Origin of the sequence: Legionella busanensis (assembly GCF_900461525.1) — a bacterium.
In the GTDB taxonomy this organism is placed as follows: Bacteria; Pseudomonadota; Gammaproteobacteria; order Legionellales; family Legionellaceae; genus Legionella_C; species Legionella_C busanensis.
This window is the reverse complement of the sequence record NZ_UGOD01000001.1, coordinates 3,225,649-3,238,786: the sequence shown is the minus strand read 5'-3', so window position 1 is coordinate 3,238,786 and position 13,138 is coordinate 3,225,649. Positions and strand designations below refer to the sequence as shown.

Here is a 13,138-nt window from a genome sequence, read left to right as displayed (position 1 = left end):
AAATAAATTCAATTAACAAAAATTTGTAAACTTTATTACATAAGTGTAAAAAAAGTTTTATTTGGTTTAATTAAAATCAAAAAGATTTTTAAGTGATCAAAAAAAAGCAAGCGCTTAATGTTTAGTTAAGGAAAAATCACTAAAATACGCCCTAGTCAGAACACTTCACTAAGAAAAAAACTTAGTTAGGAGCATGTGATGAAAGATATCACTGTATTAAGTGATAATACCCTCGAGTATCTAAGTAAATTACCTTTAACCATTAATTTTCCCTCCTTTAAAGGTAATTGCACAGAGACTCAAGAATTATTTCAATGGCTTAAGCAAAAACAAAGAGTAGACGCTAAGCAACGACTTTTATTAGAATCACTTTATATAGCAATTCTTGAAGATTTAAATAAAGGGTTGAACAATACAAAGGAAGAGAAAAATAATAAAAAGACGCCTTGGACCGCGAAAGCGAAATTTATTTTCTTAGCTATCGCTGGTACGATTTTTTGCGGTTGTGAAGGTTTTGATGGTGTTAGCGCCGTATTAGGCGCAACATCTTTACCTTCAATCGCAATTTTTGGAATTGGACTCGTTTTTTCTTTGCTTTCTATTGCTGTCTTTTATGCCTTTGATCTTTTAGAAGTTTCAAAAAATCTGGGTGTTAATCTTAAAAGTGCGCCTAAGTTAATAGATAATTATCTTAAAAAAGTACAATATATTAAATCTATCAGTGCTAATCTACGCAATAATATTCTTCATAGAAAAACTTTAGATGATATTGATTCAGATATTCAACTTATTCGGCTATTAATACAATTATATAATGAACTAGATACAGAACGAAATGCACTTACCATGGCTTTAAAAAGGCCTGCCCTTCAAGCTGCAAAAGTAACCGCTTCTATTATTACAGGAATTATATTTTTTAGTGGTGGGTTCTTTGCTGGCCAAACTGTAGCTTTAGCAATTGCTGGGCTCATTACAACAGCTGTTGCTTCTACTTTTTGGCCTATTCTTGTAGCAAGTATCTTTGTTGGTTTATCGGCTTTTGCTCTTTACTGGTTTGTGCAGCGTCCAGGTGTAGAAAATTTAATTGGTAAATGGTTAGGATTAGATAAAGAGAAGATAGAAGAACTTTGTGATCCTGATGAGGTTAAAAAAGATAAAGCAAAATTAAAAAATGTTGAAGAAATGTTGTTAGAGAGAAAAGAAGAGCTAGGAAAAATCCAAGAAACTCAGCAATCACTTAAAGATTTAGAAGTTCGTTATGTTGAATTGGAGAAAAATTTTGCTGAAATCCAAAAACAAAGAGAGTTTGCTGAATATAGAGAAGAAAAAGAAGATTATGATTTAACTGAAAGTTTTGAGTTAAGCTCTATTTACCCAAAAACTTTAGATTCCGCCCCGACAAGCAGCTTGCTTTTGTCAGAGCCATTAACTCAAGGTGACTTTTATTTAGAATCTAATACAAAGCAATCAGCACTATTTTCTGCTGGGGCGACACGTTTTTCATTATTTGCTACGCCTACTGCAGGTTCATTTATTAAACATAGAACAAGCCATTTAGCCCATTTAAACAGTGACAGTGAATCTAGTTTTTTTGCAACTGAGCCTAGTAATTAAAGATTTAGAACCGATTTAATAAAGGGTACAGTAATCTTTCTTTGGGCAGCAAGTGAAGCTTCATCAAGCTGATCAAGGATTTTATAAAGAGAATGCATATTACGCGTACAGCGGTTTATTAAAAACAGAGCGACATTATTAGATAAATAGATACCTCGTTGCTCTGCATGTTGTTGTAAAGTAGTGATTTTTAATTCATCAGGTAATTCTTGTATCTGAATAACAAGTCCCCAACCTAGCCGAGAACGTAAGTCAGGCAATTGTAATCCTAAGTGTGCAGGTGATTTTTTACCCGCTATCAAGAGAATTGTTTGCTCATTTTCGCGTACGCGGTTATATAAATGAAAGAGCGCCTCTTCCCAAAGTTTATCAGCTACAATAGTGTCTATGTCATCGATAGCAATGAGTCTTTGTTCATCCATTCCTTCAATACTAACAGGACCCCATTCTTTAAGTAAGTTTAAAGGTAAATAGGCAGATTCTTGTGCTATAGCATGGCAGCATGCTTGTAGAAGATGAGATTTTCCACAACCATTATCTCCCCAAAGATAAAGGAAACGCTCACTGTGGCCAGCTACAAGATAAGCAATCTGCTGCTGTAAGAATAAATTATTACCCCAGCAAAAGTTATTAAGGGTCGCTTGATGATTTAACTGAATAGTTAATGCCAATTGAGAGTTTATTTGCATATTAAGTATGCTTTTCTGCCCCATGTCCAAACATAATCAAAATAAGTTATGGCAGTTGTTACTGCAGTTAATAGAATTAAACTATTAAAAACTTGTGTAGGTATAAATTTAACAAAGGCTAATTCAAATAAACATAAGGTTACTAAAATAAGTTGTAGGAGGGTATTAAATTTACTTAGAAGTGTAGGTTGAAAATAAATTTTTGTAGGGACAAATAAATGCCAGGCTATAACACCTATTGAAATTGTTAAATCGCGCAGAAAAACTAAAATAACTAACCACCAAGGTAAAGAACCAATTAAGGCAAGAGATATAAAACTACTAGCAATTAATAACTTATCTGCTAAAGGGTCTAAAAAAGAGCCCCAAAGGCTTTGCCAATTATAATGCCTAGCTAACCAACCATCTAAGTTATCAGTAAGACCAGCTATTATATATACATAAAATGCAGCCGCGTAATAACGATAATATAAAAAAAGTAGGAAAGGTGCTATTAGTATTAAGCGAAAAATAGTAAGTGCATTGGGTATATATTTTAGCATCATGTGTCTGAATACATTTATTTAAAATTTCACTTTTATAATTTACATTTTTGTAAGTCATAGAAAGTGAGCTAAAATGCTTTATCTAACGTATGTATTAACAATACTCGGTAGAAACCATTTAAGTGTATACAATACTGTTAAGGCTGTCACCTGATTGAATTAATATATAGCTTCTCTTACTGAGTTTGATACTTTGTTAGAGACTTGCTTGGCTCAATCATGTACTTGTTTGTACACTCTTTCGCCTTATCTGCAACTAAATGAAAATGTTAGCATTTAGCTTAAATTAGATGAACTTTTCTTTAGCTGATTAATACTGCTTTTAAAGGAGCAGGACGTTGATACCAAGTTAATAGAGCTAAAATGCTAATAGATGAAATTAAAATCATAAAGGGTTTCACGCTTTCAATAGCAATTAAACTGCTTAATAAACTAAATAAGGCAGAGATATTAAATTGACAAAATAAAGAGAAAGCTAAAGCAATAGCCATATGCTTGGGAAAAGGCCGAACGGCTGCTGCTGTTGCTGAGGCCACAATAAATCCTGTGCCAAAATAATAAATCATCATGGGCAAAACAAAAGTTATTTCGACTGTATAATTAAAAAAGTAAAAAAACCACATTAGGCAGGCGGTGCCGATAAAGAGACGAATACCGATGCTAACTAAAAAATCACTACGCCAATATTTTATTAGAAAACCACATGCTAAAGTGCCTATAACATATAAAATAGACATCATTGTTTTTATATTACTAAAGGTTGTAATGCTATAATGTGCATGTTTAATTAAAATAAAGGATGCACATGTATTAAAGGCAGATTCTCCTGCCATCATTAAAGCAGAAATTAGAAGATAACTTACAAAAAGTCTATTTTTGAAAACTAGCAACATACTATCTAATACAGTAATGTTGGCTAAATTTTTCGGCCTAGTTTCACTTATTCCAGGACAGTAAATAAATAATATGGCACTGTAAATGGCCATAATGACAAATGCAATTGGCCAATTATAATAAGTAGTAATATAACTACCTATGAGCGGTATAAAACAAATAAATATGCCACTTAAGGAGAAGAAAAAAGCAAATTTTTTGATAGCTTGCTGCTCATTTTGGGTATCATTCACCATGGCTCGTCCCATAAGAACTGTTGCACCAACACCAACACCTTGCAGAAATCGGCCAATTAACAGTATATAAATATTACTGCATAAAGCTGTAAACAGACTTGCTAGGGAAAATATTAATAGCCCTAAAATAAAAACAGGCTTTCTTCCTAACTTTTCAGAAATAATACCCCAGGGAATAATACTTATTGCTTTACCTAGTAAAAATATACTAATCGTAAGTTGAGCAAGTCGAGTGCTGATATGAAAATCTGCTGCGATTTTAGGCAGGGCTGGCATAATTAATAGGATACTATAGTTACCTAAAGTCCAGGCTAATAAAATGATGATATAAGATCGTTTATTCATGTATCCCCTAAATTTACTAGCTAAGTCTTCATAACTAAGTTACTGGTAAAGCTTGTTGGTTTATATAAGTAGTTGCTATAGATTTAGTATTAAAACATAGACTAATAAACGCTATTGCCCCATAAATACCAGCCAGTAAGATAAATAAGTAAGTCATAGTAATATAACTACCTAAAACCCCCCCTAAGCTAATACCAATTAAATTGCCTATCTTGGCAAACGTATTTGCCCACCCTATAGCAAGGCCTTGATGTTGAAATTTATCACTCATTAAACAGAATAGGGCAGGCAAAAGAGCTGCAAGAACAATTCCCCAAAGAAGGCGAATGAACATCATTAAAAGAGTATGCTCGGTAAAAAAGGCATGTCCTAGCATAATTAGAATGCCTAAAGAGCTATAAAATATTAGATAAGTTTTAATTTTTTTAGGCATCTTACGGCATTGATCAAATTGTTTACTACAATAGTTTGAACTTAAAAAAAGGCCAATAGCAGGCATAGAATATAGCAAGCCTAAGGTAATCGTATTATGGGTAATAGAAGTACTAAGAGTTAAGATGAAAATTGGTTCAGGAAGAAATTTAACAGTTTGAGTAAGTATAATTAGTAAACCTAAATTCATGAGGCGGAAAAAAGAATGCAATGAACGAAATTGTTTTTTTTGCTGAAAAGGAATAATAGTACTTTCGCTAGTTGGTAATTTTTTATAAATTATAAGTGTAGCAGTCAAACATAAAGCCATAGCTATAAAAAATAAGCCTTTAAAATTAAGCAGACTTAATAAGCTACCACCGATAAGGCCTGCCATGCTTGTTGCTAGCGCTTTACTAAATTGTAAATGTCCTAGCTGTTGCGTTTTATTATTGGCTATATTGAGTGATAGAACATACATTTGCATGGCCGCAATAAAACCAGCAAAACCGCCCTGAATACATCGAATAATTAATATAGCTATAATACTATTAGAAAACATCATTAACCCTTGCGTAATAACAAGCGTCAAAGCAGCCCGCATTAACATTGTTTTATAACCAATACGATTTGCTAATATGCCCCATATAGGGCCCATAAAAATATTAGCAAGCATGGGAAGAACAAATACTAACGCACTATAAAAGGCCACCTTATCAAGAGAGAGATTTTGTTTAGCAATAAACAAAGGTAGGAAGGGATTACTCATTTCCAATGCAAGTAACATAAGAAATTGGCTAATAAAAAGTGTTCTCATTAATGATTTAGACATTAAATTGGCTCAGAGGATTAGATGTTAAGTTCGCTTGATTATGTTTTTTGCTAGGTGACAAACGCATAAGTAGCAGACTCTTATGAGGCCAAGCATCTTTTAATAAACGTTGTTGGTGCCAAGCTAAGATACCTGGTTTTATTTGTGCTGCTATTTGTTGAAATTCCCTGTTTAGCGTATCAAATACAATCTTCCATAAATGGGTTTCAGAAAGATGACTAAAGCGACAGAGATGATTAATCCAGTAAGCTAAGTTACTTTGTAGATTGCCATGAATAAATTTATTACAGGTATCAACTAAATTGTCGGTGATAATGGTTGAATCTGAATGTAATGTTGGGCTCTTAACGTCTTGAAACTCACTATTTTGATAGATATAAATTCCGCCTAAATCACGAATAATAAGAGATTGAGGTTGATGATTTTCAAAGACTACGAGCGTATTTTGCTGGTGTGCCTCAAGAGCAATACCATAACGCATTAATAAGTGTAACTGTCCTTTAAGGACACAACGGCAATACTGGCTAAAATAGTTTTCTATGGAAATATTACTAGCCTGAATGATTTCAAGTAATAAAGGTTGATTAGAAAGAGGAGAGTCTACAAAGAGTGCAGCAAGAGGAATAACTTGTTGATTATCTTTAATAAACTGCAATGGGCTTTCTCTTAAAAGAAAACCAAATTGCTTATATATAGAAGCAAAATTGGGATCGTTTAAACGTGCCCCAGCGATATCACGTGCAACAAAAAGTGTATTTTCATAGTGTTGCTCTAATTCTAATAGGTGTGTTAACCAATTAGAAAGGAGGGGACCATTTTCAATAGATGCCGGCGATACTGTGCGAATAGCTGAAGTTGTCTGGACTCCTAAAGCCAATTTTAAGTGATTAGCATGTGCAGAAACAGGTATCATAGTTCTTAATGACATTGAAGGTTGCGTTAATTGATGATGTGGCGTCAAAATAAGTTGTCTTTTATCAATTAAAGGAGCTAGAGACGATTGCAATTGATTGCGCCATTGCCAAGGATGAACAGGAATAGGGTAAAAATCATCCGGATTTATTTGTTGACATCGAAGCTTATGTTGCCAAGTAGCATAGTCTTTAGGAAAACAGCTTGCCATTAATTCTAAGTAAGATTTATTGCTAGAGGTAGCATGTACTTTCTGTTGGTGTAGTGCGCACCAATGAACATTAACTTTGGCATTAAATTCAGGCGAATACTGTAACACTTCGCGCCGATTAAGGCCCATTTTCGCACGAAAATTAGGATGATAAGGATGCCCTACACAGCCCCATTGCTCAAGAAAGGGTAAGGTATCTTTACTTTCTTGTTTAGCCAGCCAAGCCCAAAAAGAGCGCTCGCCTTGCATTTGTTTAATTAATTGAGCTTGCCATCGTTTGCGGTAAATGACAGCCATTGCTTCATTGGCAATGGATTCATTTAACTCTTTTGCTAATAACTCCCATCGATAAAAACGACTCGCAGGCTTAGATATACTTAATCTTAATTGTAATTGCTCTGTGAAATCAGAAATATGATAACTATACAAAGTTTTATCAATTAGCTTTTCCTTTATAGCTGCATATTGTAAACGAGCTAAACATGCATTATGCGTGTCATTAACAACTGCTTTAACTGCTTGTTGCGGCAATCCTATTCCTATTTCAAAAAGGAGAAAACGCAACTGATGAATTAACTCTTCAAACTGATTATAAGCTAGGGCCATAATTATCACTCCATGAAAATAATTAAATATAAATGATAATCATTCTCATTTGCAAGTAAAAATTAGTTTAAGTTTAATACGCTCAGAAAAAATAAATTTACTACATCAGTTTAATAAGCTAATTAAAACGCGAATTCGAGATAAAAGTGGGTTAAAAAACAAAAAAATCAAAGAGATTCAGGCAAAATAATGCAAAAGCGCAGAGCTAGTAGGTCTAATTTGAGTATTTTGCCTTGTTTTAATGAAGATTTTAAGCAATTCTTGTCCAGAATTTGCCTTTGGAGATATATTTTATTTTTTTATTAAGAATTGATATTAATAATTTTGGCTAGTCGTCAATTTTTTGCCGATACATAATGACAGTATTGCCAATCAGCTGAACAAGCTCTGCATTTAATTGCTGGCAAAGTTTAGTAGCCATTTTCTGCCGGTCCTCTCTTTCTGCGCCATTAATTTTAACTTTAATTAATTCGTGAGCATTTAAAGCAATATCTGTTTCTTCAACAATAGCCGTAGTTAAACCTTTGGCACCCAGTAAAACGACAGGTCTTAAATGATGGGCTTTAGCTTTAAGAGTTTGTCTAAATGTACTATCCACAATGAAATCTCATTTAAATGTTAAATTATTGCACGTTTTGCTGGGAAACGGTAGTAAATTTGAGTATTATAAGAATAAGTTAATATTTTCTGTTCCGTATGCCTCGTTCGAAAAGTAGTAACCGCTGGTTAAAGGAGCACTTTGATGATGTTTTTGTTAAAAAGGCGCAGGCGGAGGGCTATCGGAGCCGCGCTGTTTACAAGTTAAAAGAAATTGATGAAAGAGAAAATATTATTAAGCCAGGAATGACTATTGTAGATTTAGGTGCAGCTCCAGGTGGTTGGACCCAATTCGTTACCCAAAAATTAAATGGAAATGGAACAATTGTTGCTTTAGATTTATTACCTATGGCTGAATTACCTGGTGTCAATTTTATTCAAGGTGACTTTAGAGAAGAAAATGTCTTTCAACAATTAATAAATTTGATACCCAAAAGAGGTTTAGACTTGCTTTTATCAGATATGGCCCCAAATATGAGTGGAGCAAGGATAGTTGATATTCCAAGAGCAATGTATTTAGCCGAGTTAGCTTTTGATTTTGGGGATATAATGCTTAAACCAGGTGGTGCTATGTTAATAAAGATCTTTCATGGTGCTGGGTTCGATAACCTTATTAAATTAGCCCGTCAACAATTTAATAAGGTAGTTATTCGTAAACCTTTAGCATCACGCTCACGCTCGCATGAAACCTATATGCTGGCGAAGGGCTATAATTTATAGTAACTTTATTGCTTAGCGTAGAAATTCGCACATATCGAGGTTAATGTTTTGAACGACATGGTAAAAAATTTATTTTTGTGGCTTGTTATAGCTATCGTGCTAGTGTCTGTGTTTAGTAATTTTGGACCTCGCCATGGCACAACAGAAAAAATTCCCTACAGCCAATTTTTGACAGAAATTGATCAAGGTATGATTAATTCTGTTACCGTTGAAGATAATAAGGTGATTCGGGGAACGACAAAAAATAATCAACGTTTTGTAACCTATATGCCTATGCAAGATAATGCGTTATTAGGACAATTATTACAAAATAAGGTTGAAGTAAGTGGACAGGAAAAACCGCAAGAAAGTTTCTTATTACATTTATTTGTAAATTGGTTCCCTATGCTGTTGCTTATTGGCGTTTGGATTTTTTTCATGCGACAAATGCAAGGTGGGGGTGGCCGAGGCGCTATGTCTTTTGGTCGTTCGCGCGCACGTCTATTAGGTGAAGATCAAGTTAAGGTTACTTTTGCTGATGTAGCAGGTGTCGATGAGGCAAAAGAAGAAGTTAAAGAATTAGTTGATTTTCTACGCGATCCGAGCAAATTTCAAAACTTAGGTGGCCGTATTCCACGTGGTGTGTTATTAGTAGGGCCACCAGGTACTGGTAAAACCCTTTTAGCTAAAGCAGTAGCGGGTGAGGCAAAGGTTCCTTTCTTTACCATTTCTGGCTCAGACTTTGTGGAAATGTTTGTCGGGGTAGGCGCGTCGCGCGTACGCGATATGTTTGAACAAGCAAAAAAACAAGCCCCCTGTATCATCTTTATTGATGAGATTGACGCGGTAGGAAGACATCGAGGCGCGGGCCTTGGGGGTGGTCATGATGAACGCGAGCAAACACTTAATCAGTTACTTGTCGAAATGGATGGCTTTGAAGGTAATGACGGTGTTATTGTCGTAGCTGCAACAAATAGACCAGATGTTCTTGATCCTGCTCTCCTACGTCCAGGCCGTTTTGACCGTCAAGTAGTTGTACCACTACCTGATATACGTGGTAGGGAACAAATTCTTAAAGTTCATTTAGGCAAAGTACCTATTGATAAGCAAGTTGAAGTATTGCCTATAGCACGGGGTACACCAGGCTTTTCAGGCGCTGATTTAGCTAATTTAGTTAATGAAGCAGCCCTATTTGCAGCACGCTCTAATAAACGTAAAGTTGGTATGTTAGAACTTGATAAAGCTAAAGATAAAATCATGATGGGTGCGGAACGTCGCTCAATGGTCATGGATGAAAATGAGAAGAAATTAACTGCCTATCATGAAGCAGGTCATGCTATTGTTGGCTTATCTGTTCCAGAACATGATCCCGTTTATAAGGTGACTATTATTCCTCGTGGCCGTGCGCTTGGTGTTACTATGTTTTTACCTGAGCAAGATCGTTATAGCCATAGTAAACGACGTTTAGAAAGTCAATTATCTAGTCTATTTGGTGGTCGTATTGCAGAAGAACTAATTTTTGGTGCTGAAAATGTTACTACAGGTGCATCAAATGATATTATGCGTTCTACAGAAATTGCTCGTAAGATGGTAACTAGTTGGGGTTTATCAGATTTAGGCCCATTGACCTTTGGTGAAGAAGAAGGTGAAGTCTTCTTAGGTCGTAGTGTAAATCATAACAAAGAAATTTCTGATAAAACTGCGCAGTTAATTGATGAAGAAGTTAATAACATTATTACTAGAAATTATCAGCGTGCCAAAGATATTCTGGTGGCTAAAATGGATATTCTACATTTAATGGCTGAAGCACTCATTAAATATGAAACAATTGATACTAAGCAAATTAATGAAATTATGGCAGGTAAACCACCTTCTCCTCCTGATGATTGGGAAGCATTAAAGTCTTTTGATTCAGATAATACACCTAAATCTGATACCAAAGTCATTAATGGTAAGCCAGTAGATCGTCCAGCTGAGGAACATTGATTGATCTTTCTTTAAGATTTTCTCCGCCATTAGGCGGAGATTTACCTTTAATTAAATTTATAAAATACTTCTGAGGTATAAGAGTTTTAGTAATAATTCTAATACTTTTTAAAACTTCAATTTATATGAGTTTGACTTTTAACTTTTAAGTTCTAATTCCAAATAAAGGTTATTAATGAATAATCAGCAATTTAGTAGCTGGCGTCAGCAATTAAATTTAAAAACGAATCAGTATCAGTCGCCTTTGATTATGGGGATCATTAATGTAACACCTGATTCCTTTTCTGATGGAGGACGCTATTTAGATTTAGAGCATGCCTTTACACACGCGCAGAAATTATTGGCTGAGGGTGTTGATATTTTGGATATTGGAGGTGAATCCTCAAGGCCTGGCGCAAAACCTATTAGTGTTGATGAAGAAATAGCCCGCGTCATTCCCCTTATTAAGCGATTACGCCATGAAACAGACTGTTGTATTTCTGTAGATACAACAAAGGCTGCTGTTATGCAAGCAGCTATAGAGGTAGGCGCTGATTTAGTTAACGATATAACAGCTTTAAGAGATAAAGATGCGCTTAATCTAATAGCTAAATTACACGTTCCTGTATGTTTAATGCATATGAAAGGAATACCAGAAACTATGCAAGCTTTACCAATAAGCTATAAAGACATTATTGCTGAAGTTAATTTATTTTTTCAAAAAGAAATTGAGCGTTGTCTAGAAGCGGGTATTCAACGCCACAATATCATAATTGATCCCGGCTTTGGCTTTAGTAAAACTGTTGAGCATAACTTATGTTTAGTTAAAGATTTAAGCCAATTTAAACGACATAACTTACCTATCATGTTAGGTGTGTCTCGAAAAAGCACAATAGGAGCTATTTTAAATAAAAATGTTGATGAGCGGTTAATTGGGGGTACCACTTTAAACATAGTTGCCAGTTTAAATGGTGTAAATATAATCAGGACGCATGATGTAACTGAAACAAAACAAGCATTAGTTATGTTAAATGCAATTATGCAGGTTAATAATAATTTAAAAGGTAAGCAGGAATGAGCCAACGTAAATATTTTGGTACCGATGGTATTCGTGGGCAAGTAGGGATATCAAATATTAATCCTGAATTCGTATTAAAATTAGGCTGGGCTGTAGGCCGTATACTTTCAAATGGTTATCGCAATAAAATCATTATTGGTAAAGATACGCGTATTTCAGGCTATATGCTGGAGTCTGCTTTAGAAGCTGGTTTATCAGCTGCCGGAGTAGATGTTAATTTATTAGGCCCTATGCCTACACCAGCTGTAGCTTATTTAACTCAAACCTTGCGAGCTGATGCAGGTATTGTTATTAGTGCATCACATAATTTATATGAAGATAATGGTATTAAATTTTTCTCAGCAGATGGCAGTAAATTACCTGACCATATCGAGCAGGCTATTGAAGAAGAAATAGATAAGCCATTAGAAATTGTTTCTTCTAGTCAATTAGGTAAAGCAAAACGTATTAGTGACGCGCCGGGACGTTATATTGAATTTTGTAAGTCATCCATATCTTCACTAACACGTTTAACTGGCATTAAGCTCGTAGTCGATTGCGCTAATGGTGCCACTTATCATATTGCGCCTAATGTTTTTAATGAATTAGGCGCTGAGGTGATTGCTATTTATAACGAACCTGACGGGCTTAATATTAATCAGCGATGTGGTTCAACTGCGCCGGCTGAACTAAGACAACAAGTTTTACACCATGGCGCTGATTTAGGTATCGCTCTTGATGGTGACGGAGATAGGGTCATTTTAATTGATGCTGTCGGAAACGTAGTTGATGGTGATCAAATTTTATATATTTTAGCTCGGGATAGACAACAGCGAGGCGTACTACAAGGTGGTGTGGTTGGCACCCTAATGAGTAATTATGGCTTAGAAAGGGCTATATCTGCTCTAGATATTCCTTTTAAGCGTGTTAACGTTGGCGATCGTTATGTTTTAGAAACACTTAGAGATATGAAGTGGCAGATCGGCGGTGAATCTTCAGGTCATATTGTATGCTTGGATAAGACGACGACAGGAGATGGTATTATTGCTGCATTACAAGTTTTAGCTTGTATGATTATGCACGGTAAAACATTAGAAGAACTTACACAGGGAATTGAATTATACCCACAAGTGCTTTTAAACATTAAAACACCTAATGCGTTAACTCTAGCAAAAAATAAACAAGTGGTCGATTTAGTTGATACGTTGACGGAAAAACTGGAGCAAAAAGGCCGAGTACTCTTACGCCCTTCGGGCACAGAGCCCTTATTAAGGGTAATGGTTGAAGGTGAAGATAAAGAACTGGTAACGAATTATGCCGAGCAATTAAGAGATAATATTATGCAAATCGATTTAGATAATTAATAGCTATTAAATTGAGTATTAATAATTAATGGGCTACTGCAAGAATAGTTACTTCAGTACTTTCTAATATTCGCTTTTAGTAGCCTAAAATACATTTTTAATATAAATTCATTATTGCTATAACTTTCCTTCGCTAAAAATTTACTATTTAAAGCTTAACT

Annotated in this window: 11 protein-coding genes; 5 read left to right on the top strand and 6 right to left on the bottom strand. The window is 35.0% G+C overall.

Annotated elements, in window-relative coordinates; translation table 11 throughout:
- The first annotated feature begins 198 nt into the window (after window positions 1–198).
- Window positions 199–1,614: an ABC-2 transporter permease gene (locus tag DYH30_RS14380; RefSeq protein WP_115332306.1), complete on the top strand. Its 1,416-nt coding sequence runs from the start codon at window positions 199–201 to the stop codon at window positions 1,612–1,614.
- On the opposite strand, the gene hda is transcribed toward DYH30_RS14380, so the two are convergent.
- The 6 genes from hda to yhbY all read right to left on the bottom strand — a co-directional run bounded on the left by hda (window position 1,611) and on the right by yhbY (window position 7,893).
- Window positions 1,611–2,303, bottom strand: a complete 693-nt coding sequence (gene hda, locus DYH30_RS14375) for a DnaA regulatory inactivator Hda (RefSeq protein WP_242604689.1) — start codon at window positions 2,301–2,303, stop codon at window positions 1,611–1,613. The genes DYH30_RS14380 and hda overlap by 4 nt on opposite strands.
- Window positions 2,294–2,848: a CDP-alcohol phosphatidyltransferase family protein gene (locus tag DYH30_RS14370; protein ID WP_115332304.1), complete on the bottom strand. Its 555-nt coding sequence runs from the start codon at window positions 2,846–2,848 to the stop codon at window positions 2,294–2,296. The genes hda and DYH30_RS14370 overlap by 10 nt, the downstream gene beginning before the upstream one ends.
- A 302-nt stretch (window positions 2,849–3,150) precedes the next feature.
- Entirely contained in the window at window positions 3,151–4,323 is a 1,173-nt protein-coding gene (locus DYH30_RS14365) for an MFS transporter (protein ID WP_115332303.1), read from the bottom strand.
- A gap of 34 nt (window positions 4,324–4,357) precedes the next feature.
- Complete coding sequence (locus tag DYH30_RS14360; RefSeq protein WP_115332302.1) at window positions 4,358–5,566, bottom strand: MFS transporter; 1,209 nt, start codon at window positions 5,564–5,566, stop codon at window positions 4,358–4,360.
- Window positions 5,559–7,295, bottom strand: coding sequence for an IucA/IucC family protein (locus DYH30_RS14355; protein WP_115332301.1), 1,737 nt, complete (start codon window positions 7,293–7,295; stop codon window positions 5,559–5,561). Before DYH30_RS14355 ends, DYH30_RS14360 begins: the two co-directional genes overlap by 8 nt.
- A 328-nt stretch (window positions 7,296–7,623) precedes the next feature.
- Window positions 7,624–7,893, bottom strand: a complete 270-nt coding sequence (gene yhbY / locus DYH30_RS14350; protein WP_115332300.1) for a ribosome assembly RNA-binding protein YhbY — start codon at window positions 7,891–7,893, stop codon at window positions 7,624–7,626.
- 98 nt (window positions 7,894–7,991) lie between these two features.
- Here yhbY and rlmE point away from each other — a divergent pair, with 98 nt between their 5' ends.
- From rlmE to glmM, 4 genes are all read left to right on the top strand, one after another.
- Window positions 7,992–8,612, top strand: coding sequence for a 23S rRNA (uridine(2552)-2'-O)-methyltransferase RlmE (gene rlmE / locus DYH30_RS14345; RefSeq protein ID WP_115332299.1), 621 nt, complete (start codon window positions 7,992–7,994; stop codon window positions 8,610–8,612).
- A gap of 57 nt (window positions 8,613–8,669) precedes the next feature.
- Window positions 8,670–10,577 carry an ATP-dependent zinc metalloprotease FtsH gene (gene ftsH / locus DYH30_RS14340; protein WP_165482137.1) on the top strand — a complete coding sequence of 636 codons (1,908 nt, stop codon included), beginning with the start codon at window positions 8,670–8,672 and terminating at the stop codon, window positions 10,575–10,577.
- Window positions 10,578–10,752: 175 nt separating this feature from the next.
- Window positions 10,753–11,634, top strand: a complete 882-nt coding sequence (folP, locus tag DYH30_RS14335) for a dihydropteroate synthase (RefSeq protein WP_115332297.1) — start codon at window positions 10,753–10,755, stop codon at window positions 11,632–11,634.
- The gene (gene glmM / locus DYH30_RS14330; RefSeq protein ID WP_115332296.1) at window positions 11,631–12,977 is read left to right on the top strand and encodes a phosphoglucosamine mutase; all 1,347 of its coding nucleotides are present in this window, start codon (window positions 11,631–11,633) and stop codon (window positions 12,975–12,977) included. Before folP ends, glmM begins: the two co-directional genes overlap by 4 nt.
- Window positions 12,978–13,138: the final 161 nt, after the last annotated feature.

Coding starts and splice junctions, on each gene's coding strand:
- glmM (WP_115332296.1), top strand. CDS start 11,631: ATGAGCCAACGTAAATATTTTGGTACCGATGGTATTCGTGGGCAAGTA.
- DYH30_RS14360 (WP_115332302.1), bottom strand. CDS start 5,566: ATGTCTAAATCATTAATGAGAACACTTTTTATTAGCCAATTTCTTATG.
- rlmE (WP_115332299.1), top strand. CDS start 7,992: ATGCCTCGTTCGAAAAGTAGTAACCGCTGGTTAAAGGAGCACTTTGAT.
- folP (WP_115332297.1), top strand. CDS start 10,753: ATGAATAATCAGCAATTTAGTAGCTGGCGTCAGCAATTAAATTTAAAA.
- DYH30_RS14355 (WP_115332301.1), bottom strand. CDS start 7,295: ATGGCCCTAGCTTATAATCAGTTTGAAGAGTTAATTCATCAGTTGCGT.
- DYH30_RS14370 (WP_115332304.1), bottom strand. CDS start 2,848: ATGATGCTAAAATATATACCCAATGCACTTACTATTTTTCGCTTAATA.
- DYH30_RS14380 (WP_115332306.1), top strand. CDS start 199: ATGAAAGATATCACTGTATTAAGTGATAATACCCTCGAGTATCTAAGT.
- ftsH (WP_165482137.1), top strand. CDS start 8,670: ATGGTAAAAAATTTATTTTTGTGGCTTGTTATAGCTATCGTGCTAGTG.
- hda (WP_242604689.1), bottom strand. CDS start 2,303: ATGCAAATAAACTCTCAATTGGCATTAACTATTCAGTTAAATCATCAA.
- DYH30_RS14365 (WP_115332303.1), bottom strand. CDS start 4,323: ATGAATAAACGATCTTATATCATCATTTTATTAGCCTGGACTTTAGGT.